At 40.6% G+C, this 24,026-nt stretch carries 20 protein-coding genes; 6 read left to right on the forward strand and 14 right to left on the reverse strand.

The features are described from left to right. Positions 1-284: transposase (locus I6F49_RS15180; protein WP_197181011.1), on the forward strand; the 284-nt coding region annotated here is incomplete at its 5' end. A 435-nt stretch (positions 285-719) separates the two neighbouring features. Here the strand turns inward: I6F49_RS15180 and I6F49_RS15185 are convergent. The 4 genes from I6F49_RS15185 to I6F49_RS15200 form a co-directional block, all read right to left on the reverse strand. Then, the gene (locus I6F49_RS15185) at positions 720-1,787 is read right to left on the reverse strand and encodes a phosphotransferase enzyme family protein (RefSeq protein WP_197181208.1); all 1,068 of its coding nucleotides are present in this window, start codon (positions 1,785-1,787) and stop codon (positions 720-722) included. Between the two features lie 14 nt (positions 1,788-1,801). Continuing rightward, positions 1,802-2,200 carry an 8-oxo-dGTP diphosphatase MutT gene (mutT, locus tag I6F49_RS15190; RefSeq protein WP_166419910.1) on the reverse strand — a complete coding sequence of 133 codons (399 nt, stop codon included), beginning with the start codon at positions 2,198-2,200 and terminating at the stop codon, positions 1,802-1,804. 68 nt (positions 2,201-2,268) lie between these two features. After that, positions 2,269-4,983: a preprotein translocase subunit SecA gene (gene secA, locus I6F49_RS15195; protein WP_197181209.1), complete on the reverse strand. Its 2,715-nt coding sequence runs from the start codon at positions 4,981-4,983 to the stop codon at positions 2,269-2,271. Positions 4,984-5,356: 373 nt separating this feature from the next. Then, positions 5,357-7,384: a methyl-accepting chemotaxis protein gene (locus I6F49_RS15200; protein ID WP_197181210.1), complete on the reverse strand. Its 2,028-nt coding sequence runs from the start codon at positions 7,382-7,384 to the stop codon at positions 5,357-5,359. Between the two features lie 117 nt (positions 7,385-7,501). Between I6F49_RS15200 and I6F49_RS15205 the strand changes: the two genes are divergently transcribed. After that, positions 7,502-8,272 carry an NADP-binding protein gene (locus tag I6F49_RS15205; protein ID WP_197181233.1) on the forward strand — a complete coding sequence of 257 codons (771 nt, stop codon included), beginning with the start codon at positions 7,502-7,504 and terminating at the stop codon, positions 8,270-8,272. Here the strand turns inward: I6F49_RS15205 and hutH are convergent. The 3 genes from hutH to hutC all read right to left on the reverse strand — a co-directional run bounded on the left by hutH (position 8,269) and on the right by hutC (position 12,254). Next, complete coding sequence (hutH, locus tag I6F49_RS15210) at positions 8,269-9,804, reverse strand: histidine ammonia-lyase (protein WP_197181211.1); 1,536 nt, start codon at positions 9,802-9,804, stop codon at positions 8,269-8,271. The two genes, I6F49_RS15205 and hutH, sit on opposite strands and share 4 nt — an antisense overlap. 2 nt (positions 9,805-9,806) lie before the next feature. Further along, positions 9,807-11,480, reverse strand: a complete 1,674-nt coding sequence (hutU, locus tag I6F49_RS15215) for a urocanate hydratase (RefSeq protein ID WP_197181212.1) — start codon at positions 11,478-11,480, stop codon at positions 9,807-9,809. A 66-nt stretch (positions 11,481-11,546) separates the two neighbouring features. After that, a complete protein-coding gene (hutC, locus tag I6F49_RS15220; protein WP_197181234.1) occupies positions 11,547-12,254 on the reverse strand; it encodes a histidine utilization repressor in 708 nt (235 codons plus the stop codon). Between the two features lie 119 nt (positions 12,255-12,373). Between hutC and hutI the strand changes: the two genes are divergently transcribed. Together hutI and I6F49_RS15230 are read left to right on the forward strand one after the other, a co-directional pair. Beyond that, positions 12,374-13,621 carry an imidazolonepropionase gene (gene hutI, locus I6F49_RS15225; protein WP_197181213.1) on the forward strand — a complete coding sequence of 416 codons (1,248 nt, stop codon included), beginning with the start codon at positions 12,374-12,376 and terminating at the stop codon, positions 13,619-13,621. Between the two features lie 120 nt (positions 13,622-13,741). After that, positions 13,742-15,406, forward strand: a complete 1,665-nt coding sequence (locus I6F49_RS15230) for an EAL domain-containing protein (RefSeq protein ID WP_166419944.1) — start codon at positions 13,742-13,744, stop codon at positions 15,404-15,406. Here I6F49_RS15230 and I6F49_RS15235 read toward each other — a convergent pair. Together I6F49_RS15235 and rraA are read right to left on the reverse strand one after the other, a co-directional pair. After that, positions 15,403-16,452 carry a formimidoylglutamase gene (locus tag I6F49_RS15235; protein ID WP_197181214.1) on the reverse strand — a complete coding sequence of 350 codons (1,050 nt, stop codon included), beginning with the start codon at positions 16,450-16,452 and terminating at the stop codon, positions 15,403-15,405. The genes I6F49_RS15230 and I6F49_RS15235 overlap by 4 nt on opposite strands. A gap of 1 nt (position 16,453) precedes the next feature. Further along, complete coding sequence (rraA, locus tag I6F49_RS15240; protein ID WP_008169908.1) at positions 16,454-16,951, reverse strand: ribonuclease E activity regulator RraA; 498 nt, start codon at positions 16,949-16,951, stop codon at positions 16,454-16,456. Positions 16,952-17,152: 201 nt separating this feature from the next. On the opposite strand from rraA, the gene I6F49_RS15245 reads away from it, so the two are divergent. Next, on the forward strand, positions 17,153-17,692 hold the full coding sequence (locus I6F49_RS15245; protein ID WP_197181215.1) for a phosphatase PAP2 family protein: 540 nt from the start codon (positions 17,153-17,155) through the stop codon (positions 17,690-17,692). Beyond that, on the forward strand, positions 17,689-18,720 hold the full coding sequence (locus I6F49_RS15250; protein ID WP_197181216.1) for an MJ1255/VC2487 family glycosyltransferase: 1,032 nt from the start codon (positions 17,689-17,691) through the stop codon (positions 18,718-18,720). The genes I6F49_RS15245 and I6F49_RS15250 overlap by 4 nt, the downstream gene beginning before the upstream one ends. Before the next feature lie 60 nt (positions 18,721-18,780). Here I6F49_RS15250 and I6F49_RS15255 read toward each other — a convergent pair whose 3' ends face one another. From I6F49_RS15255 to priA, 5 genes are all read right to left on the reverse strand, one after another. Next, positions 18,781-19,155, reverse strand: coding sequence for a gamma-butyrobetaine hydroxylase-like domain-containing protein (locus tag I6F49_RS15255; protein WP_197181217.1), 375 nt, complete (start codon positions 19,153-19,155; stop codon positions 18,781-18,783). A gap of 57 nt (positions 19,156-19,212) precedes the next feature. Further along, positions 19,213-20,541, reverse strand: a complete 1,329-nt coding sequence (gene hslU, locus I6F49_RS15260) for an HslU--HslV peptidase ATPase subunit (RefSeq protein WP_197181218.1) — start codon at positions 20,539-20,541, stop codon at positions 19,213-19,215. 11 nt (positions 20,542-20,552) lie between these two features. Beyond that, a complete protein-coding gene (hslV, locus tag I6F49_RS15265) occupies positions 20,553-21,071 on the reverse strand; it encodes an ATP-dependent protease subunit HslV (protein WP_002958366.1) in 519 nt (172 codons plus the stop codon). A gap of 79 nt (positions 21,072-21,150) precedes the next feature. Further along, positions 21,151-21,678 carry an SPOR domain-containing protein gene (locus I6F49_RS15270; RefSeq protein WP_197181219.1) on the reverse strand — a complete coding sequence of 176 codons (528 nt, stop codon included), beginning with the start codon at positions 21,676-21,678 and terminating at the stop codon, positions 21,151-21,153. 20 nt (positions 21,679-21,698) lie between these two features. After that, positions 21,699-23,885: a primosomal protein N' gene (gene priA, locus I6F49_RS15275; protein WP_197181220.1), complete on the reverse strand. Its 2,187-nt coding sequence runs from the start codon at positions 23,883-23,885 to the stop codon at positions 21,699-21,701. Positions 23,886-24,026 lie beyond the last annotated feature (141 nt).

The raw sequence follows: 24,026 nt of genomic DNA on the forward strand, positions 1-24,026 counted from the left end.
TTTCAGCGTCTTTAGGTATCGTTCCGCGTCAACACAGTAGTGGCGGAAAAGATACTTTACTTGGGATAAGTAAGCGAGGAAATAGCTACTTAAGGTGCCTGTTGATCCAAGGAGCAAAAGCTGTTGTCTCAAGAGCAAAAACGAAGAATGATAAATTAAGTCAATGGATAAACCGACTGGTTCAAACTCGAGGGCATAATCGAGCATGTGTAGCTTATGCCAACAAGATGGCGAGAATGGCTTGGGCTATTAGCGCTTCAGGTGAGAGTTACTCACCCGTATAAATACTCTTCAAAGAATTGCGTAAGTGGCTTAAACGATGACATAACAGGTCAAACCTGCATATTGAAAACCTATAGAGTTCAGTGGTAGTAAATACCGATAACCTGATCAGGACAATATGCGCGGATTACATCAAGGTCAGAAGTAATAATCTTCACTAAAAGGCCGTATATATGACAGCAAACCTGTCCCTACTATCGTTGAATGACACCTTGCAATACTGGAGGAGACCATATATGAACTATGGATAATAAATCTATCTCAAGCAGCTATTTTCAGCGCTAACTGCGTTGAATTTACTTGCAATAGGCCAGCTATTGACGCGTAAATTCGCCTTGTTTTCACTAAAAATATCTGGCTAGAGAAAATAAATTTAAATATCAACATGATTCAATACGTTAATAAATCTCTTAACCAGAGTTCAGGTTAAATAAGCTTTAGCTCATCAAGCGCTCATGCATCCACTGCTCGTTACTGAGTATGTTTTTATAAAGTGCGAGTTGGTTTTGTGCTCGCTCTAAATTATGATCTGCATGAGCCACTTTAAAATAAACATCGTTATTTAAGTAATCAGTCAAAAAGCGCACACTGAGCATGAGCGGCATTATTTTAGCGCCTAATAATAAGCTTTCTCGCTCTAGTGTACTCATGCTACTTTTTAATGGTGCTACATAGCCTTTAACAATGGCTGAAAATATATCTTTTCGAATAACAACGTTGTGTAAGTTTGTTGAATCCTCAGCTTCGGGGGAGCAAAATGTACGTACCATGTCACCAAAATCATAAAGCCAAAACCCAGCCATACAGGTATCTAAATCAATAACCGCTTTTGCTTTATGGGTTGTACTACAAAACAACATATTATTTATTTTTGTATCGTTATGGCAAACCCTAAGCGGTATGTGCTGGGTAATGTTATTAAGTTCGGTAATTAAATGCTGCTGCGATAAGCAATATTTTATTTCGTCAGCGCAGTGCTTTACTCTATTAATTATATTGTTAGTGATTGCGGAATTTAGTTGCTCAAAGCGCATAGCTAAGTTATGAAAATCAGGAATGACAGTATGCAGTTGTTGTGCATCAAAATCTTGTAAAGCATTAGCAAATACGCCAAAAGCGTAAGCTGCTTGCTCACTCTGTTGCGCATTTTTAATAACGTCTTCGCTGTAGCTGTTACTTATATAATTTAGTACACGATAGTGTTCGTTATCTATTTCTATTAAGTATTCGCGGTTGTACGTAGCTATATGCTTGATTACTTCAAGAGGATAATTGTTTTGTAGTTGTTTAGTATTTAAATGCTGCTCAATTAGTTGTGCATTACTAACTAGCTGAGCAGGGTGTTTAAATACTTCGGTATTAAGTTTTTGCACAATGAACTGCTCATCAGTATTTTTAAGTAGCCATGTGCTATTTATATGGCCGCTACCAATCACACTAAGTTGAGTAAACTCAGGATTTAAAGCGAGTAGCTCACTTAATTTATACTGTACAGACGTGTGCATTGTGACTCACTTAATTATGCGTATCGGGCAACTATCTTTTCGATAATTTCAGCATTCGCTTCAGGAAAGTCATAATTTTCTAATTCACTAATGGCTACCCATTCACTAGGTTGCCCTTCAGCGCCATGTGCTTCGCCGCTAAAGTTACTAACTACATGTACGTCTAGCTTAACGCATTTATCGCCGTAGTCATGTTCAATAACCATAAGTTGACTAGAGCTGTGAATTGTTAGTCCAACTTCTTCAATAAGCTCGCGCTTAAGCGCAACAAAAACACTCTCGCCTGCTTCTACTTTACCACCAGGAAATTCCCATAAACCGCCTTGATGTTGTTCAGCTGCGCGTTTACAAATGAATATAGCGTTATTTTTCTTAATAACACCAACAGCTACATGTACAATTTCTATAGTCATTACTTTAAAACTCCATAAAAAAAAGCGACGCTAGCGCCGCTTTTTAATAAGCTAATAACGATATTGGGCTATTTTAATTTACCGCAACATTGTTTGAATTTTTGACCTGATTTACAAGGACAAGGGTCATTACGACCAACTTTTGGTTCTGTACGAGCCATTACAGTAGCTGTCTCTGGCTCTGGCGCTTCGCCACCTACTTGCTCAGCTTCTTCATGTTGGTATTCGCGAGGAGCATTTTCACTTTTACGGTGTTGCTCTTCTACTTTTTCAACATCTTCTTCTGCGCGTACTTGTACTTTACTTAGGATGCTTACAACATCTACTTTTAAGTTTTCAAGCATTTCAGAGAACAGTTCAAACGATTCACGCTTGTACTCTTGCTTAGGATTCTTTTGCGCGTAACCACGTAAATGAATGCCTTGGCGTAAGTGATCCATCGCAGCAAGGTGATCTTTCCAATGCTGATCAAGACTTTGTAGCATAATCGCTTTTTCGAATTGACGTAAAACAGAATCGCCAACTTGCTCTTCTTTTTGCTTGTATGACTGCTCAACAGCTTCTTCGATACGCTCACGAAGTTTTTCTTCGTACAGCTTATTGTCATCAGCTAACCACTGAGTAATTGGTAGTTCAATTAAGAAGTCTTGTTTTAAACGCTCTTCAAGTCCTGGAATATCCCACATCTCAGCAAGGCTTTGCGGTGCAATGTACTGGTCAATAACACTAGCAAGAACATCACCACGAATTGCAGTAATAGTTTCTGAAATATCGCCTTCTTCAAGTAGCTCGTTGCGTTGAGAGTAAACAACACGACGTTGATCGTTTGCTACATCATCGTACTCAAGCAATTGCTTACGAACATCAAAGTTACGTGCTTCTACTTTACGCTGTGCATTTTCAATCGCACGGTTTACCCATGGATGTTCAATTGCTTCACCGCGTTGCATACCTAGTTTACGCATCATGTTAGTCATGCGTTCACCAGCGAAGATACGCATTAGTGCATCGTCCATCGATAGGTAAAAACGGCTAGAACCAGCGTCACCTTGACGACCAGAACGACCACGTAACTGGTTATCTATACGACGAGATTCGTGACGTTCAGTACCAATGATATGTAAACCGCCAGCATCAATTACCGCATCGTGGCGAATTTTCCAAGCTGCTTTAATTTCAGCAATTTGCTCAGCAGTTGGGTTCTCAAGTTTTTCAACTTCACTGTTCCAGTTACCACCTAACACGATATCGGTACCACGACCGGCCATGTTGGTTGCAATTGTTACCGTACCTGGTAGGCCAGCATCTGAAACGATATCAGCTTCTTGCGCGTGAAATTTAGCATTAAGCACGTTGTGCTTAATTTTTTCTTTGCGTAAATACTGTGATAAATACTCAGAGCTTTCGATTGAAATAGTACCTACAAGCACGGGTTGTCCGCGGTCCTGACAGTCTTTAATATCAATTAAAATAGCTTCGTATTTTTCTTCTTGCGTTAGGTAAACCAAGTCGGCGCGATCATCACGAACCATCGGCTTATTAGTTGGCATAACAACCGTATCTAGGCCGTAGATAGATTGAAACTCAAAAGCTTCAGTATCGGCAGTACCTGTCATACCAGCTAGCGTTTCGTATAAACGGAAGTAGTTTTGGAATGTAATAGACGCTAATGTTTGGTTTTCGTTTTGAATATTTACACCTTCTTTAGCTTCAACAGCTTGGTGTAAACCTTCTGACCAACGACGACCTTCCATTGAACGACCAGTGTGCTCATCGATAATGATTACTTCGTTTTCTTTTACAACGTAATCAACATCTTTTTGGTATAGCTTGTGAGCACGAAGAGCAGCATAAACATGGCTTAGTAGCGTAATGCTAGCTGCTGAATAAAGCGAATCGCCTTCTTCAATTAAGCCGCGCTCAGTAAGTAGCTCTTCTACTTTAATTTGACCACGTTCTGTTAAATGAACTTGCTTAGACTTTTCATCAATAGTGTAATCGCCGTCGCCTTCAATACCTTCTTCGTCTTCTTTTTCTTGAAGCTCAAGTAAAGGAACGATGGTGTTTATTTCAGTGTATAGCTCAGAGCTATCCTCAGCTGGGCCTGAAATAATAAGCGGAGTACGCGCTTCATCAATTAAGATTGAATCCACTTCATCGACTACAGCATAAAATAATGGACGTTGTACACGCTCATCAATGCTAAAGGCCATGTTGTCACGAAGGTAGTCAAAACCAAATTCGTTATTAGTACCGTATGTAATGTCCGCAGTATAAGCTAGCTTCTTCTGCTGTGGCATCATACCTGGAACGTTACAGCCTACAGTAAGGCCTAAAAATTCAAATAACGCACGGTTGGTTTCAGCATCACGCTTAGCAAGGTAGTCATTCACGGTAATTACGTGGACGCCTTTACCTGTTAAGCCGTTTAAGTAAGCGGGTAGGGTCGCTGTTAATGTTTTACCTTCACCGGTACGCATTTCTGCAATGCGACCTTGATGTAAAACCATACCACCTAATAACTGCACGTCGAAATGACGCATGCCATTTACACGCTTTGACGCTTCACGTACCACAGCAAAAGCTTCAGGTAGAATGTCGTCAAGGCTTTGTCCGTTATCGTAACGTTCTCTAAACTCAGCTGTTTTAGCTCTTAAATCTTCATCAGAAAGCGCTTCAAGTTGCGTTTCTAGCGCATTGATTAGCGCGACCGTCTTTCTTAAGTTTTTAATAGTGCGGTCATTGCGACTACCAAAAAGCTTGGTAAATAAATTAGATATCATGATAAAACCGTTACAATGTATTCTTTGTCAGCCGAGTATCGGCCAACCCATTTTTAACAATTGGTAATTAATATATGCTTTTCAGTAACACTTAGAACATATTAATTAGCAATTTTGTATTAAACCGTTCAAAAAGAACTGTTTATTACGTGCGCTACTATACCAGACTCTGCCAAACAACAAACTATCTCAATAAAAAGATCTGTGTATAAAATCGAAAAATTTGATCTGGTTCGTAAAAATAACTTTGTATTACTCAATTACAGTAAAAATAGCAGCGAACTGTAAAGATATGGTGCTAAATAAATTAAAAACAAGGGTTATAGTTGTGCTTAAGTTTTGCACTTAAACACAGCTATAAAATGAGTGTTTTTTATAATTTAAATTGATTAACCGTTTTGTTAAGCGCCGCCGCTAAATCACTTAAATCACGAGCTTCGTCAGCAAGCGTATGCGCATGGTCAGCAGTGCTGTTCACTAGGTTATTAATTGCCGAAAGGCTCGTATTAATATCTTCAGCAACAACTGTTTGCTCTTCAGTTGAGGTGGCTATTTGATGACTTTGGTCTTGTACTTTAGTAACCGACTGCGCAATGTTGTGCAAAGAGCTAAGTACTTCTTTAGTTTGAAGCACTGAACCCTCGGTTTGGTCTTGCCCTTGTTGCATCATCACTGAGGCTTGCTGTGCTATTTGCTGCAAGCGCGAAATCATATTGCGAATATCGTCTGTTGATTCTTGTGTGCGACTTGCTAGTGAGCGTACTTCATCCGCAACAACGGCAAAGCCTCGACCGTGTTCGCCAGCTCGTGCTGCTTCAATAGCGGCATTAAGTGCAAGTAAATTGGTTTGATCGGCAATTGAGTTAATTACATCGACTAATGCACCAATGTTATTGCTTTCCTGTTCAAGGCCTGCAACCACTTTAGATGCTTCACCAATATGTAGCGCAAGTTCAGTCATTACTTTTTGTGCTTGTGTAGAGCGGCTAGCTCCTTCAGCAGTGATTGCTTGTACTTCTTCAGCTGCGTTATTTGTATGTTGTGCATTACGTGATATTTCAAGCACGGTAGTTGCCATTTCAGTCACTGCTGCACTTACACTATCAACTTGTTGCTTTTCTTGCTGAATTTCAGAATTAGTTTGTTCAGAAACACGTCTTAGTTGAGCTGCTGCGTTGCTTAGTTGCTCTGCTTGGGCTGCGGTTTCGAGCATCATGGCGCGTAACTTATCAATAAACGTATTCATGTGATTGGCCAGTTGGCCGACTTCATCTTGGCTATCAATATCAATTTTTTGAGTAAGATCGCCTTCGCCCGACGCTATATCACGCATAATGTGTGTAAGCGTTGTAATGGGTTTTGAAATCATATGGGTAGCCCATAAAATCATGGCTAATATAATAATTAAGATAATAATTACTGCAGTTGTTGTTGCGGTTACTGCTGCATTTACGGGCGCTTCAATCATACTAGTTGGAATAAGTAAGCCTACATACCAATCTATATAAGGCTGCTCTAACTGCAGACGATGGTAAACCACATAAAACTGCTCGCCTTTAAAAGTAACCATTTGGCTGCCTTTAAGGTTATTTCGCATTTGTGTGTTTAACTCTTTAAAGCCTGCGGTATCTGTAAATTGTTGTTCAAGCGCATCGAGCCCTTCTTTACCGTTTGCACCTTCATCTGTAATTGAAAGCTTATGGCCAGTAGCTTTTGAAAAGTGCACCACTTTTTGATTACCATCTAGTAAAAAGCCATAACCTTGTCCGTTAAAGCGAATATTTTCGACCATGTCGTTAATTTTGTTTAATTGTAAATCAACACCACCCATGCCAATGAGTTTACGCTGTGCGTTATAAACAGGTTGTTGTACTACAGCTGATGCTACGCCTGTGGTTAAGTCAACCGAAATAGGCCCTACATAAAGCTTATTAACTTGCATGGCTTCTTGCCACCAACCACGCTTGTAGGCGTAATAAGGCTGGCCGTTATAATGACTTGTGCGCTCATTTTCTTTAAAGTATTCACCAGTGGTTGCTGAAGCAAAAAAGGCAGATAGGATATTTTCATCGTTTGAGCTTAAACGCACAAAATCTTGGTTTACTTCGTTGTAACCAGGCGCACTTTCAAGTGCTTGATCGCGAGTATCCCAATTTTCAAAAAAGTTGATTAAATGCGGGTTATTAACAAAGGTTGATACCATTTTACCGTACATTGCAAAGTAGCTTTGCATTGAAAGTTGCTCGGTCTGTAGATAACTTTGCGCTTCGTTCTCTATATTTTCTCGGGAGAGATTGGCAATATGTTTAACAAAAAATGTTGATGCGATAATTAGTAAAACGGTAATTGTTCCACCAATCAATAATAATATTTTCTTCCGTAATGATAAATTATTTAGCATGAGTGCACGTATTTTTATTATTTATGAAATTATATCTAATCATATATTACTGAAAATCTCTATAAAGTTAGATAAAAAGCACTAATTATGCGTTTAAAATGAAGGGTTATGCAAAAAATGGAAATTAAAGCTAATAAATTAGTAGTATTAGGTGCAGGTTGGTTAGGGCATGCTTTATGCGTAAGTGCACAAAAAGTGGCTTGGCAAGTACAAGGTACACATAGAACGGATGTACATGAGTTCAACTTTGAACGTCAATTTGCACTTGAAAATGGACAATTAGTGCATCAAGTTGATTTACAAGATGCTTATTGGGTTTGTGCTATTCCACCACGCAGCAGGTACAGTGAAAGTAACTATCCTGAAACACTCACCGCAGCGCTTAAGCTTTCAAAAGAGTTAAACGCTAAAGGCTTTTTATTGTGCTCATCTACTGGGGTGTACGATCAAGAACCTGGTGTATACAGCGAAAGCAGTGAAATTTCGTGTACTAACGAGCGACAAATAAAGCTTTATGAAGCAGAAGAGCAGGTACTTGAACAAGATGGAAAAGTACTGCGCTTAGCTGGGTTATTAGGTCCAAATAGAGAACCAGGTCGTTTTGTTGCGGGAAAAGAGCTCAATACATCAAGTGAGCAAGTGGTAAATATGGTGCATCAACAAGATGTAATTAATGCCATTTTTGCGGTTATTGAACACTGGAATACAGGGCAAAGTATTTATAATGTAGTTAACCCTGCGCACCCAACAAAAGCTGAATATTACGCGCTAAAGTGTGCAGAACATGGTGGTGATTTACCACGCTTTACCAGTAATGATAAAGCTGAGCGCAAAGTTATTGGCTCAGCTATTGAGGCGTTAGGTTTTACTTACCAGTATGGTATTTAATATGCTGAAGGTAGGGGACTGCACTTAATAAAGTCGCATAACTTACCCTCACTTAGTAATGTATTGGCAGCTTCTATATCAGGTGCAAAGTAGCGGTCTTTATCGTAATAACTAACATGTTCGCGTAATAATGCTTTGGCGCTTTGCACTTTATTTGATGGTTCAAGCGGCTTTCTAAATTCTAGCCCTTGAACCGACGCTAACCATTCAATAGCTAAAACACCTTGGGTATTATTGGCCATTTCACCCAAGCGCCTTGCTGCAAAGGTTGCCATAGAGACATGATCTTCTTGATTTGCCGATGTTGGCAAGCTATCGACTGACGCGGGGTGTGCTAATGATTTGTTTTCTGAAGCAAGCGCAGCAGCGGTAACTTGAGCAATCATAAACCCTGAGTTTACGCCGCCGTTTTCAACTAAAAATGGCGGTAGTTTAGACAGGTTTGAATCGATAAGTAATGCAATTCGCCTCTCTGCTAATGCACCAATTTCGGCAATAGCAATAGCGAGGTTGTCAGCTGCCATTGCCACTGGCTCTGCATGAAAATTTCCGCCCGATATAATATCGCCTACATCAGCAAACACTAGTGGATTATCGGTTACGCCGTTTGACTCGCATAACAATACTTCTGCGGCTTGGCGTATTTGCGTAAGGCAAGCACCTAATACTTGAGGTTGGCAGCGCAAGCAGTAAGGGTCTTGTACTTTTTCGCAATTAACATGGGAGTCACTAATTTGGGAGTGCGTATCGAGCAGCTCTCTAAACACTTGCGCGGTGTCTATTTGTCCGCGCTGACCACGAATTTCATGAATGCGCGCATCAAACGGAGCACGACTGCCCATTGCGGCTTCTATGCTTATAGAGCCAATAACACAGCTTTGTGTATATAAATCTTCCGCTCTAAACAGGCCTTGTAGTGCAAACGCCGTAGACGCTTGTGTGCCGTTTAATAAAGCTAAGCCTTCTTTTGCTGCAAGGGTAAGGGGCTCAAGCCCTGCTATTTTTAGCCCTTGTGCTGCGCTAATTATTTTTCCTTTATGTCGCATTTGGCCTTCAGCTAATAAAGGTAGACACATATGTGCAAGGGGGGCTAAATCGCCCGATGCTCCCACAGAGCCCTTTTTAGGCACGCATGGATATACTTCGCTACTAAGCAGCTGCATAAAAAATTGGATTACTTGCAGGCGAATACCCGAGTAGCCGCGCGAAAGCGAGTTTGCTTTTAAGGTGATCATTAACCTTACTGTGCTGTCATCCATGTATTCGCCAATGCCTGCAGCGTGTGAAAGAACAATGGAGCGCTGTAATAATTCAAGTTCGTCGTCGGCTATTTTGGTATTAGCTAATAACCCAAAGCCGGTATTAATTCCGTATACGGTACGATGCTCGTTTATTACATTTTGAACGGTTTGTGCGCTTGCTGCTATTTGTGACTCGGCATGCTTTACAAGGCTTAATTTTACCGGCGAATTATTAATTTTTCTCAGTGTGTTTAAATCAAGTGAGCCAGGTGTGAGAGTAAGTTCGAACATGATCATTCCTCGTTTAGCATTGGTAGGTCTAAATTTTGCTCTTTAGCGCAGTTTTTTGCTGTGTCGTAGCCTGCATCAGCATGGCGCATTACGCCCGTTGCGGGGTCGTTCCACAATACGCGAGCAATACGCTCTTTAGCTTCATCTGTTCCGTCTGCAACAATAACCACACCAGAGTGTTGGCTAAAGCCCATACCTACACCGCCGCCATGATGAAGTGACACCCAAGTAGCGCCACTTGCCGTGTTAAGGAGTGCATTGAGTAATGGCCAATCAGATACCGCATCAGAGCCATCTTTCATGCTTTCGGTTTCACGGTTAGGGCTGGCAACGGAGCCAGAGTCGAGGTGGTCACGACCAATAACGATAGGAGCTTTAAGTTCGCCATTTTTAACCATTTCGTTAAAGGCCAGTGCAAGGCGTGCTCTATCTTTTAAACCTACCCAACAAATACGTGCTGGCAGGCCTTGAAATTGAATACGTTCACGCGCCATATCAAGCCAATTATGTAAATGTGCGTCATCAGGAATGAGCTCTTTTACTTTAGCATCGGTTTTATAAATATCTTCAGGATCGCCCGATAAAGCTACCCATCTAAATGGGCCAATACCTTCACAAAATAAAGGACGAATATAGGCGGGTACAAACCCAGGAAAATCAAACGCGTTGGTAACGCCTTCGTCAAACGCCATTTGGCGAATATTATTGCCATAGTCTGTTGTTGCTGCACCCGCTTTTTGCAGCGCCAACATCGCTTTAACTTGAACTGCCATTGATTGTTTAGCCGCTTTTACTACAGCTGTTGGATCTTGCTCACGCATTTTTGCTGCGTGATCCATGGTCCAACCTTGTGGTAAGTAACCATTGAGAGGATCGTGAGCTGATGTTTGATCTGTAACTACATCTGGGGTAATACCTGTTTTAACTAGCGTGCTAAATACATCGGCAGCGTTACCAAGTAAACCCACTGATAGGGCCTCACCTTTAACACATGCATCGGTTATTAATTGCAGTGCATGTTCAAGGCTCGTTGCTTTTACATCAACGTAACCTGTTTTTATACGAAAATCGATTCGGCTTTCATCACATTCAACAACAAGTGCACTAAATCCTGCCATTGTAGCTGCAAGCGGTTGTGCGCCGCCCATACCACCAAGGCCACCCGTTAATACCCATTTGCCTTTAGCACTGCCCGAAAAGTGCTGTTTTGCCATAGCTATAAAGGTTTCGTAGGTACCTTGTACAATGCCTTGCGAGCCAATATAAATCCAAGAGCCTGCCGTCATTTGGCCGTACATCATCAAGCCTTTTTTATCTAGCTCGTTAAAATGTTCCCAATTTGCCCAGTGTGGAACTAGGTTTGAGTTGGCAATAAGTACACGCGGTGCATTACTGTGAGTTTTAAATACACCTACTGGCTTTCCTGATTGTACAAGTAGGGTTTCGTCATTTTCGAGTCTGTCGAGGGTTTCTATAATTTTGTCATAACTTGGCCAATCACGGGCTGCTCGGCCAATACCACCATATACAACAAGTGCGTGAGGATGCTCTGCAACTTCAGGGTCTAAGTTATTCATTAGCATGCGCTTGGCAGCTTCAGTCTGCCAGCTTTTAGCACTTATTTTATCGCCGTGAGGTGCACGTATTACGCGACTTGTGTCGAGTCGGTTGTTCATGTTTTGCTCCTGTTGTATATACAAGGTAATTTATTATAAAAAAAGCGCAGTAAGCGCTATTGTTTGTTATTTTTTAAATGTTAAATGGCCGCCTAAGCGATATTTACTGCCTGGAGATACAAGGCGTGCAAAGCTTACAATGCCATTAACAGACCATGTGCGTCGAATAACTTGTAAGCATGGCTCTTCGTTATATAAATTAAGCCATTGGCACATCTCGCTGTTTGGCATGATGGCCTCTACGGTATGTCTTGCTTGGGTAAGCGGTGCCACACTTGATAGGTATTCATGAGGTGTAAGGGTACTAAAATCTTGTTGTAAGTAACCGGCGGCAAGTGCAGGGTTCACAAAACGCTCTTCTAGCTGCAAAGGACTGTCGTTTTCGCTATGCACCAGTACACTTCTATACACAACACTGTCAATTTCAACACCAAGCGCAATAGCAATAGGCGCTACTGCATTTATTGATTCAAGTATGAGTACGCTACAAGTGTAGTTTCCGTTACGTTCTTTTACTTCATCAGCTATATTTTTAATTTCGAGTAACGATGACTGTGATTTAAATGTAGCTACAAATGTACCTAGCCCTTGGCTGCGCGTTAAAATACCAGCCTCAGTTAATTCACTGAGCGCACGACGGGCTGTCATCCTACTTACACTAAATTGGCTACTTAGCTCGTTTTCAGAAGGAACACGTTGGTTTTCTTGCCATGTACCACTGCGAATCTTATCAACAATGAATTGTTTTATTTGCGCAAATTTGGGGGTTGTCATTAAATTAACGGCTAAATATAAAAATAAACGATATAAATAAGATGACATAATTACCTTGTATATACAAGCTGTGTTGTTAGACTATATTTCAATCACTACACGGCGCAAAAGGGCTGCACATGCAAAGTAATATACAAAGTTATGAGTTAGAAGAAATCGATTTACTTTTAACCGACGCCAACATTGCCACTATGGATAGCAATATAAATGCGCCTTATGGTGCGATCGAAAATGCCGCTATAGCAATCAAAAATGGCAAAGTTGCGTGGATTGGAGAGCAATCAACATTGCCAAGCTTTGATGTGTTTGCAACGCCGACATTAAGTGTAAAAGGACAATGGTTAACACCAGGTCTAATAGATTGTCATACGCACTTAGTATTTGCAGGCTCAAGATCTCAAGAGTTTGAGCTGCGCTTGCAGGGTGTAAGTTATGAGGATATAGCAGCACAAGGCGGTGGCATAGCCAGTACAGTTAAAGCGACGAGAGCAGCCGACCGTGAACAATTGTTTGTTGATGCAAAAGATCGCTTAAATACGTTATTAAAAGAAGGTGTAACCACAGTAGAAATAAAGTCGGGCTATGGGCTAGATACTGAAAATGAAGTGAAAATATTAGAAGTTGCTCGTTTATTAGGTGAACACCATCCTATTGATATCAAAACGACATTTTTAGGTGCTCATGCATTGCCGGCTGAATACAAAGACCGTGCTGATGAATATATTGATTTAGTGTGTACAGACATGCTTGATTGCGTTGTCGCTAATAACCTAGCTGATGCAGTCGATGTATTTTGTGAAAATGTAGGCTTTAGTTATTCGCAAACCAAACGTGTTTTTGAAGCCGCTGCAAAACATAATCTACCGGTAAAGTGTCATGCTGAGCAGTTATCTAATCAACATGGTGCTGAGCTGGTGGCGCAGTTTAATGGTTTATCGGCTGACCACATTGAGTATCTTGATGAGGACGGTGTAAAAGCGATGGCACAAGCAGGTACTGTTGCAGTGTTATTACCCGGTGCGTTTTACTTTTTACGAGAAACAAAGTTCCCACCTATTGAGCTACTTAATCAGTATAAAGTACCTATAGCTATCGCGAGTGACTTTAATCCTGGTACTTCACCGCTGTGCTCAGTGCACTTGATGATGAACATGGCGTGCACATTATTTAGATTAACGCCTGAACAAGCATTAGCAGGTGTTACCGTTAATGCAGCTAAAGCTCTAGGGCTAGAAGATCGTGGTGTTTTAAAGCTCGGTGCAAGAGCCGATATTGCACATTGGCAAATAAGTCATCCATCACAATTAAGTTACCAATTTGGCGTAAATAAACTGTTAAATTTATGGATTTTGGGTAGAATTAATTAGTTTGTATTATTTTTATCCATATATAACCTATTTTTAACTTTTTTAGCGAATACGGATGCCGTTAATTTGAACATAATAACCGACAGTAATTTCCCAATATTTTTTAGTGGTGCACTATTAATGGCAATGATTGCCACTTTATTTGCCGTTAAAAATGCCAGTATTAAATTTAGTTATTTATGCACTGCAGCTGTTGGTTTAGCTATTTTAAGTAGCGGCGCAGCTTGGCTGGCCATTTTACTTGCCTTTGGATTTTGTTTTCATTTATGGCAAGCATTTGAGCGCAATAATTGGAGTATGATAATTACTAGCTCTACGGCTGGGCTTTTATTTGTTGTGTTATTTTCAGCTCATTTATTATTAGAAGTTCCGTTATTTTGGGTTGTGTTAGCAATACTGTTATTGGCCATTGTAGGTTTTTTAAATGATGAAAGCGCCGATGCACAAGTTGTTATAGAGGCAGAACCTGCAGATGACGCATTTATTGAAGAATCTCCGCTTTCGGTTTTTGCAGATAGAAAACAGTTACGCCAAGGTTACTACGCATGGTGCAATAACAAACAAGTAAGCGCCGCATTAGTCGTTATTCGTCTTGAAGGATTTGAGCAAGTTAACCAGCATATTGGACGCGACTTTGGCGATATACTTTTAGCGCAATCGGCTAACAGAATAAAAGAGCTACTTTCAAGTGACGAAATAGTAACTTTAGTAGGGCAAGAAAAGCTAGCCCACTTAGGGGGACTCAACTTTGCATTTATTTGTAGCTTTGCAAATCAAAAGCACTTACATGAGCTGGTTATAGATCAAATACTTAGCGCGACACTTAAGCCGTTTAATGTTGCTAATTGCACTGTAGAGGTTAAGGCTAGGGCGAGTTATGTTGATTGTAATGAGCAAGATAATAACTTTGATAATTTAATATCGTACGCATACTTAGCACTCGATAGCCATCCAGATCGTAGAGTTGTGCCTTACCATCAACAGATGATGATTGAACTGCGAGAGCAACAAGCACGCTTAAAAGAGCTTGCTAACATTGATTTTGCTAGCGAATTAGAGCTTTATTTTCAACCTATTATCTGTAATGAAAGCGGTCAAATTGAGTTTTTAGAATTACTTCTGCGTTGGCAACATCCTAAACAAGGGATTTTATCGGCTAATCGTTTTATTGATGATATTAGAATTGCAGGGCTTGGTTATCCGCTTGCTAAATTTGTAATAGAGCGAGCCGCTGAGCTTGCAATGGCGCTTAGAGTAGAAGGTATTTCTATACCGCTTAGCATTAACGTATTTGGCCCTGAAATGCTAAATGAAGAGTTTGTAGAATTTGTAGATGTTGTTATAAGCGAGCACCATTTAGAAGCAGGCGACTTAATTGTTGAATGTCCTTTGCATATTTTTGCTGGTTTAGATGACAAAGGCAGAGGTATGATCGCAAGGCTTAATAATATTGGCTTGAAAGTGTGTGTTGATGGACTGGGCGATAATCCTGTATTGCTCTCTAAACTGCCTAGTTTAGCGGTTGAATATATTAAGGTTTCACCTTCACTTACGGCTGATTTTAGTAATCAAAATAATATACGTAGTTTAGTTGGCGGAATGGTCGAAATGCATAACCAACAAAAAACAAAAGTGATTTTTGAAGGGGTAGAAACGCTTGAGCAACTTAAGTTTGTAAAAAGCTTAAAAGGTTATGCAGCCCAGGGTTATTACTTTGGTCACCCGCTAAGTAGCATTGGTTTGATGAGCTGGCTAAAAGAGTGGCGACAAGCGCAGCAGCGTTAGGTGTTTTCTTTGGCTTGTAGGTAACTATTTACAAGCGCACTGATTACTTGCCCTACATGCGTAATACCAGTTTCTACTCCATTAGGATGCTGGCTGGGAGCGGCTTCACACAAGTGTAAATACTTAGCGTGGCGGTTACTTGCAGCTAAATGCACAAAGTGCTCGGTGTCGCTTACACTAAATCCACAGCATGTGTACGCACTAACAGGCATGTAAGTAATACTATCTAAGTCAACTTCAATACCCAGTGGTAAATCGTTAAAATTATTCAGTGCGTTTTCAATTGCCTGCGTAAGCGTTACTTTTCGCTTAACGTGTATTGATTGATAGCTATCAAACTTAAAGTCAGCGTCTTTCATTGCATCTATAATTGCTTGATTGTTTTTTAATTCATGCAAGCCAATAACATGGTAATTACTTAGATGTTGCTCGTTATATGCGTAGCGAAACCCATTACCACTATGGCGCCCTTCACATTCTCTAAAGTCTGCATGGGGGTCAAAGTTAATGGCATTAATAGGCGTGTTTTTTGACTTACTTAGCGCACGAATAATTCCCAAGCAATTATTATGACCCCCGCCAATAACTATTGGCTCAAGGCCTGCTTTAAAAATAAGGCTTAATACTGACTCTACGCGTTCATCAAGTTGTTGGCATAAATCTCGTAGTTGAGTTAACTGCTGGGCTTGTTGATTATCGAGCTGGCTACTTTGGGCCATTAAATCATCAGTATCTACTTCACCCAATAAAAGTACTTTTTGAGTGGCAATAAATTGATTGTGAGGTTGGTTTAAAAAGCGTTTTAAAAAAGCCGACCATGCTTCGTTTGCACCGCCATTCCCTAAGTTTGCCTTGGGGCCAATATCTTCGCAAATACCGAGGAGTACGTAGCGAATACCAAATTGAGCAGCGTCAATGAGTGCTTGTTGCAGGTTTACTTGAGTGTCGAGCAAGGCCATTGCTTGCCATGCTTTTTTCTCATTTGCGCGGGTAGAACAAAGTGCTCTAACCGCGCTTTCATCATATACTTTTAAGTGGGAGGTCACGTTATACTTCTACAACTTCCAACTCTAATTCTTCTGCAGATAAAACAATGCCTGTGCTGTCGGCATAAATAAAGTCGTCATCAAAAAATGATACGCCTGCAAAGTTAACACCTATAGCATCTTCGCCAGCACCTTCGCTGTCGGCTGCAACAGGAATAGAAGCAATTGCTTGAATGCCTAAATCAAGCTCTTCAAGCTCATCAACATGGCGTACTGCGCCGTAAACAACAATACCATTCCAGTTGTTTTCAAGGGCTAATTCGGCCAGTTCAATATCGATTAGTGCGCGACGAGTTGAGCCACCACCATCAATAAGAAGTACCAATCCTGTACCATCTTGAGAAAGTAATTCGCGGATCAGTTCATTATTTTCAAAACATTTAACCGTTTTAATGCGGCCACCAAAGCTGTGTCGACCACCAAAGTTGATGAACATTGGTTCTAGCACGTCAACCACGTCAGCAAAGTGGTCGCATAAATCAGAAGTGCTGTAATCCATTATTTTATCCTCAAAAGGTACATTAATTTATAACTCAGTATACCCTCCTTATAAGCAATAACAACGACTTAATCGCAGTAAATTTGGTCAAAACAAGCGTTAGATCATCAATCGCAATAATAGTGTATTAAAAGCGTCACTCAATTGTTATTTACAACACATAAGCTAAATCGGTGTTCATATATTATGCAATAAGGGTAGATGATGGATAATAATATGCTTAAAAAGGTAACTCAGATAGATGAGCAATTATTTTTAACTTTGTTTAATTGCAATTCACCTAGATGGTTTAAAACAATGGCGTTTGGATTATCTAAAAGTGGTGATGGTGGATTGTATGTATTGGTGTGCTTAGCTGTATGGTGGCTTAGTAATAATGAGCAACATCAATTATTGCCAGCAACGATATTAATTGGTTTTGTTATAGAGAGACCTATTTACTTACTGGCCAAAAATAGATTTGCTCGAATTCGTCCATGCGACTGTTTGGTAACAAACGCCTATATAGTTCCCAGTGATAAGTTTAGTTTGCCATCAGGTCACAGTGCAGCTGCTTTTTTAGTCGCTATTATATTAAGCCATTTTTTTCCAGAATATGCATGGCTACTACTTAGTTGGGCAGCCGGTGTGGCTATTTCTCGTGTGGTATTGGGCGTGCACTTTCCTGCAGATATTATTATAGGTTCAACTATTGGTAGTTGTTGTGGCCTATTTGCGTTAGCGATCGTGGTGCCTGCATGAAAATACTGTACGGAGTACAAGGCACTGGTAATGGACATATAACGCGAGCTCGTGTTATGGCAAGTTGTTTTACTAAACTCGGTATTGAGGTTGATTATGTTTTTTCAGGGCGTGCAAATAAAGATTACTTTGATATGCACGAATTTTCAGATTATAAAGCGTTTCGTGGTTTATCGTTTAGTACTGAATGTGGGCAAGTTAAAAATTTAAAAACACTTAAAAATGTACGAGTTTGTAAGCTGGTGAGTGATATAAAATCGCTTGATGTAAAACAGTACGACTTTGTACTTAATGATTTTGAGCCCATTACTGCATGGGCTGCAAAAAAAGCAGACATACCCGTTATTGGCATTAGTCATCAAGCTGCATTTTTGTCAGATAATGTGCCTATGTTTGGTCGTGGTATATTCAGAAAATCGCTCATTAAGCATTACGCACCAGCATCCACTTACTTAGGTGTGCACTGGCAACCATTTGCAAATAACATAATACCGCCTTTTATTGCTCATCATAATCATGAAAACCCTGTTGCAGTAATGAATAAGGTATTGGTGTATTTACCTTTTGAAAACTTAGATAGCGTTGTTGATTATTTAAAAGACTTTCCCGAAAAAGAGTTTTATTGTTATCACCCACATGCCAAAAATCAATCTTTTGGGCATATACATTTGCGAACCCCCTCACGTTCTGATTTTTTAAATGACTTAGCAAATACCAGTGGCGTTATTGGTAATGCAGGGTTTGAGCTTGCCAGTGAAGCGCTAAAGTTAGGTAAAAAGTTACTATTAAAGCCCTTGTATGGGCAGTTTGAGCAAACAGCAAATGCACAAACTTTGTTTGCCATGGGTATGGCGCATGTTATGAACTATTTAAACCCGCAAGCTCTTGATGACTGGAATAGTGCTCCGCAAAATAAGCAAATAAATTACCCAAGCGATCCTGCACCATTAATTAATTGGTTGGTTAAAAAACAATGGAATAATACAGAGTCGTTATACAAAGGCTTATGGAAAAGCGTGAAAAATTAAAGACCTGGCATTATTAATGATTTTTCAGCTTAGTAGGCTCGCTGAAAATTACCAATAAGGTTAAGGAATAAACTTTATTGGTACACTATTTTTGTTTTGTTCGTGCTCAGCCACGCGCGCTAAATACTCATCCCACAATCTATTTTGCTGCTCTTGGAGTTTTGTAAAATACTGCCAACTAAATAATCCGCTGTTATGCGCATCATCAAAATCTAAACGCAGTGCATAGTGCCCAACGGGTACTATGTTTTTAATACTAACTGACTGCTTATTTAAAACCAGTTTCATAGGGCCAGAGCCGTGGCCTTGTACTTCTGCAGAAGGGGAGTGAACGCGTAAAAATTCACAGCTAAAAGTGGCTTGGCTGTCGTCGTCAAAAAAAACGTCTAAGTTTTTACTCACGCTGTGGTAATGCACTTTTGTAACGTGTTTCATTTAATATGTCCCATAAAAAAGCCCCCGTACGGAGGCTTTTAGTATAAAGGGTATCAATTAAAGAATGAAGCGACTTAAGTCTTCATCTTCAACAAGTGCACCTAGATGTTTTTCAACATAAGCGGCGTCAATGACAAGTGACGAACCTGCTTTTTCAGAGGCGTCGTATGAAATTTCTTCCATCAATCTTTCCATCACTGTGTGCAAGCGGCGGGCACCAATGTTTTCGGTCTTCTCGTTAACTTGCCACGCAGCTTTAGCAATACGCTCAATAGCATCATCACTAAACTCAATAGTTACTTGCTCAGTTTTAAGTAGCTCTCGTTGTTGCTCAGTAAGCGATGCATGCGGCTCTGTAAGGATGCGTATAAAGTCATCTGCAGTTAGTGGCTCAAGTTCTACTCGAATCGGTAAACGACCTTGCAGCTCAGGTATCATGTCTGATGGCTTAGACATTTGGAACGCACCTGAGGCAATAAACAACATGTGGTCAGTTTTAACCATGCCATGTTTAGTATTTACCGTTGAGCCTTCAATTAGCGGTAGTAAATCGCGTTGAACGCCTTCGCGGCTCACATCTGGACCTGAGCTGTCACCGCGTTTACAAATTTTGTCTATTTCATCAATAAACACAATACCGTTTTGTTCTACTGCAAAAATAGCCTGTTCTTTTAGCTCTTCAGGGTTTACTAATTTAGCGGCTTCTTCTTCCGTTAATAGTCTGAAGGCTTCTTTAATTTTTAACTTACGTTTAGTACGTTTATCGCCGCCCATGTTTTGAAACATGCTTTGTAACTGGTTGGTCATATCTTCCATACCAGGAGGGGCCATAATTTCTACGTTTGGTTGAGCCTGTGCTAAGTCTATTTCGATTTCTTTATCGTCTAATTGACCTTCACGTAATTTTTTACGGAATGTTTGGCGAGTAGATGAAGTATCGTCGCGTTGGCTTTCGCCATATTGATCTTTAACAGGTGGTAAAAGTGCATCTAAAATACGCTCTTCTGCTGCTTCCTCGGCGCGATGTTTAAACTTTTTAGTTTGTTGCTCACGTGTCATTTTAATTGAAACATCAACGAGATCACGTATGATCGTATCTACTTCTTTACCAACATAACCAACTTCAGTGAACTTAGTCGCTTCTACTTTAATGAATGGTGCGTTAGCAAGTTTTGCTAAACGACGGGCAATTTCTGTTTTACCTACACCTGTTGGACCAATCATTAATATATTTTTTGGTGTTACTTCACTGCGTAAATCTTCATTTAATTGCATGCGGCGCCAGCGATTACGAAGCGCAATAGCGACCGCTTTTTTAGCTTTAGCCTGACCTATAATGTGCTGATCTAGCTCGTGAACAATTTCTCTTGGGGTCATATCAGACATAATAGTTCCTATTATAATTCTTCGATTGTTTGGAAGTTATTAGTAAATACGCAGATGTTGCCTGCAATAGTTAAGCTTTTCTCTACTATTTCACGAGCGCTTAAATCTGTATTTTCTAAAAGGGCGGTTGCAGCTGATTGCGCAAAGTTGCCACCACTACCAATTGCAATTAGGTCGTTTTCTGGCTGAACTACATCACCATTACCGGTAATAATTAAAGAGGCGGTTTCGTCTGCAACAGCGAGTAACGCTTCGAGTTTTCGAAGTGCACGGTCGCTACGCCAATCTTTAGCCATTTCTACTGCGGCTTTAGTTAGGTTACCTTGGTGCATTTCTAATTTACTTTCAAAACGTTCGAAAAGAGTGAAGGCATCAGCAGTACCACCGGCAAAACCAGCGATTACTTTGCCATTATAAAGACGTCGAACTTTACGGGCGTTGCCCTTCATTACGGTGTTACCAAGCGAAACTTGGCCATCGCCGCCAATTACAACTTTGTCGCCGCGGCGAACACTTACGATAGTAGTCATGTTATTCCTCATCATCGAGCTGCAGAGGCAACTCGTAAAAAACGATTATGATGAGGTTATATGGGTGAATGGTTTATTTTCAAGTCCAGCCCCAAATTCCGCAGCCGACTATTTTTACACGTTTAAGTTTGTTTTTATCGCTTTCGGCCTGGCGTTTGGTTTTATAAGGGCCTAAACGTACTTTATACCAAGTACCATTGCTGCCTTCAGCCTGTTTTATTTCAGAAATTAGCCCTGCAAATGCGATTTTAGCTTTTAACGATTCAGCTTGTGCATGAGTTCTGAACGAACCGCACTGCATAACATAAGGACCTTTTTGCTCAAGTTCTTTTACTTCAACTTGAATTTCGTGGTTTCTGATTTCTTTAATAAATTCCGGTGTACGTGGAATAACAACTTCTACTTTTGCGGGTGCTGTTGGGTTAGCTTGTTTTTCGACAAGTTTTGGATCGGCATTACTTTTTATAAACCATAATGTGTAGGCAAAACCACCTACGAGTAAGATGGCTATAACGGCTAAAAGAATAGGAAATGTTTTTTTAGCGGGTACGTTTTTTTTACTGTTTCTGCCTGCAGGCTTTTTATTAATATAATCGTGCTGTGCCATGGTGTTATTTTGGCCTTAACCTAAATCATGTCTATAGGGTCTACGTCTAAGCTCCAGCGTACTTTTTGTGCAAGTTTACTGGTACTTAAATAATCAACCATTTGCGCAAGGTACTGATGTAATATGCGACGATCTTGCGCTTGAATATGCAATTGAAAACGATACATACCTGCGACTCTTTCAAGTGGAGCAGGGATCGGACCAAGCAATTGTATACCAGATACCCCATTCACAGGAACCAAATCCGTCAAAAAATCGACGACTAACTTAATACTATGCCCTTGTGCACGGACAATGGCCATATTTGTAATAGGTGGCAAGTCTGCATCATCGCGCTCACTAAGGGCAAAACGGGCAAAATCTTGGTAACCATTATTAACTAAGTCTTGTAAAAGAGGGTGTTCTGGAAAGTGCGTTTGTAATAACACTTGGCCAGGCTCTCCTGAACGCCCAGCACGACCCGCTACTTGGGTAACTAATTGCGCTAAGTGCTCTGTCGCTCTAAAGTCGCACGAGTATAAGCCGCTATCAACGTCCAAAATTATAACAAGGCTTACATCTGCAAAATGATGGCCTTTGGCAAGCATTTGTGTTCCCACTAAAATACGTGCGCCACCTAGGTTTATTTCATCAAGTGCTTTTTCAAGGCTACCTTTACGACGGGTTGAATCGCGGTCTATGCGAGTAACGGGTGTATCAGGGAATTCGGTTGATAAAAACTCTTCAATTTGCTCCGTGCCTTTACCGTTAGGAAATATTTGCGTACTCCCACAGTCAGGGCATTGGTGAGGGACAGGGTACTGGTCGCCACAGTGATGACAGATCATTTGCCCAATCGCTTTATGAAATGTAGCGCTGGTACTGCATCGTTTACACTCGCTCAACCAACCGCACTCATGGCAAATAAGGGTGGGTGAGAAACCTCGGCGATTTAAAAATACCATAACCTGTTTACCGCGATTTAAGTGCTGACGCATAGTAGCAAGGCTTGCATGTGCAATACCTGCTTGGTCGGGCTGACCTTTCATATCGAGTAACTTAAACTGATTGTCAGTCGCTGTTTGCGCACGCTCGGTTAAACTTAATAGCTGGTATTTGTTATTAATTGCTTTGTGAAGTGTTTCAAGCGCGGGTGTGGCGCTGCCTAATATAAGCGGGATTTTATGCTGAAAAGCTCTGTAAGCGGCTAAATCACGAGCATGGTAACGAAGAGTATCTTGTTGTTTAAATGACGAGTCGTGTTCTTCATCAACAACAATCATACCGAGTTTTAAAAATGGTAGAAAAATACTCGAACGCGTGCCAATAACTATCGCGCAACTGCCTTTTTCGCAAAAACGCCATGTTTGTAAACGTTCGTTGTCGGTAAGTGCTGAGTGCCAAAGCATAATGGGTGTATCAGGAAAGCGGCGGCGAAAACGGTTTACGGTTTGTGGTGTTAGGCCGATTTCGGGCACGAGTACGAGAGCTTGCTCGCTACGTTTGAGTACTTCTTCTAGGCACTGTAAATACACTTCAGTTTTACCGCTGCCCGTTACGCCTTCTAATAAAAAGCTGCTAAAGCCAGTACTTTGATTTATAGCTGTGCAAGCAACCGCTTGTTCTTTATTAAGTACTGGTTTACTACCGACGGTTGGCGCAACGCTTTGCCATTGGTTATCGTGCTCAATAGTTTGTGTTATGAGTTCTTTATCTATTAGGCTATCTATTGTTTTTTTACTAAAGCCCAATGCTTTTAACTCAGTTAATGATGACTTACCTGATTGCGATAACTGCTTTAATAGGTTGAGCTGTGTTTTAGCTTTTAATGACGGTACTTTTGCACCTTTTTCTGTCAGGGCAACCATATTAATACTGGTTTTATCAGGCGATTCACCTTGGCGAAGTACAGCCGGTAGCGCTATATGAATAGTTTCGCCTAAGGGATAACAATAATAGCGGGCAGTAAAGCTAAGGAGCTCTAAGTGCTGGGCACTTAAAATGGGGGTGTCGTCGATGACTTCTATGATGCTTTTTATTTTATTTTCTGGGACGTCGGTACTGCTCTTAATACCCAAAACAACAGCTACTTTTTTTTGATTACCAAAAGGTACCAAAACCCGCATGCCAGGTAGTAAAGGAGTTGATAAGCCACTGAGCTGTTCTTCTATTTTATAATCAAAGGTGCGTGGAAGCGGAACTTTAATAGCAACTTCAACAAAACTCATAACAACTCAACCCGTAAAATTAATGCTGTAATGTACTAAAAATAACGCTAAAAACCTACTAGCAATAGTACTTGAGAGCGAGATTGTTCACTTTTTTGGCAAAAACATAAATAAATACTTGTGTAGGGGGAGGTTGTTGGA

Source organism: Pseudoalteromonas sp. SWN166 (assembly GCF_015864485.1).
In the GTDB taxonomy this organism is placed as follows: Bacteria; Pseudomonadota; Gammaproteobacteria; order Enterobacterales; family Alteromonadaceae; genus Pseudoalteromonas.

What these genes read in the sequence shown, in the direction of transcription:
- I6F49_RS15185 (WP_197181208.1), bottom strand. Translation starts at nt 1,787, where the DNA reads ATGCACACGTCTGTACAGTATAAATTAAGTGAGCTACTCGCTTTAAAT.
- mutT (WP_166419910.1), bottom strand. Translation starts at nt 2,200, where the DNA reads ATGACTATAGAAATTGTACATGTAGCTGTTGGTGTTATTAAGAAAAAT.
- secA (WP_197181209.1), bottom strand. Translation starts at nt 4,983, where the DNA reads ATGATATCTAATTTATTTACCAAGCTTTTTGGTAGTCGCAATGACCGC.
- I6F49_RS15200 (WP_197181210.1), bottom strand. Translation starts at nt 7,384, where the DNA reads ATGCTAAATAATTTATCATTACGGAAGAAAATATTATTATTGATTGGT.
- I6F49_RS15205 (WP_197181233.1), top strand. Translation starts at nt 7,502, where the DNA reads ATGGAAATTAAAGCTAATAAATTAGTAGTATTAGGTGCAGGTTGGTTA.
- hutH (WP_197181211.1), bottom strand. Translation starts at nt 9,804, where the DNA reads ATGTTCGAACTTACTCTCACACCTGGCTCACTTGATTTAAACACACTG.
- hutU (WP_197181212.1), bottom strand. Translation starts at nt 11,480, where the DNA reads ATGAACAACCGACTCGACACAAGTCGCGTAATACGTGCACCTCACGGC.
- hutC (WP_197181234.1), bottom strand. Translation starts at nt 12,254, where the DNA reads ATGACAACCCCCAAATTTGCGCAAATAAAACAATTCATTGTTGATAAG.
- hutI (WP_197181213.1), top strand. Translation starts at nt 12,374, where the DNA reads ATGCAAAGTAATATACAAAGTTATGAGTTAGAAGAAATCGATTTACTT.
- I6F49_RS15230 (WP_166419944.1), top strand. Translation starts at nt 13,742, where the DNA reads ATGGCAATGATTGCCACTTTATTTGCCGTTAAAAATGCCAGTATTAAA.
- rraA (WP_008169908.1), bottom strand. Translation starts at nt 16,951, where the DNA reads ATGGATTACAGCACTTCTGATTTATGCGACCACTTTGCTGACGTGGTT.
- I6F49_RS15245 (WP_197181215.1), top strand. Translation starts at nt 17,153, where the DNA reads ATGATGGATAATAATATGCTTAAAAAGGTAACTCAGATAGATGAGCAA.
- I6F49_RS15250 (WP_197181216.1), top strand. Translation starts at nt 17,689, where the DNA reads ATGAAAATACTGTACGGAGTACAAGGCACTGGTAATGGACATATAACG.
- I6F49_RS15255 (WP_197181217.1), bottom strand. Translation starts at nt 19,155, where the DNA reads ATGAAACACGTTACAAAAGTGCATTACCACAGCGTGAGTAAAAACTTA.
- hslU (WP_197181218.1), bottom strand. Translation starts at nt 20,541, where the DNA reads ATGTCTGATATGACCCCAAGAGAAATTGTTCACGAGCTAGATCAGCAC.
- hslV (WP_002958366.1), bottom strand. Translation starts at nt 21,071, where the DNA reads ATGACTACTATCGTAAGTGTTCGCCGCGGCGACAAAGTTGTAATTGGC.
- I6F49_RS15270 (WP_197181219.1), bottom strand. Translation starts at nt 21,678, where the DNA reads ATGGCACAGCACGATTATATTAATAAAAAGCCTGCAGGCAGAAACAGT.
- priA (WP_197181220.1), bottom strand. Translation starts at nt 23,885, where the DNA reads ATGAGTTTTGTTGAAGTTGCTATTAAAGTTCCGCTTCCACGCACCTTT.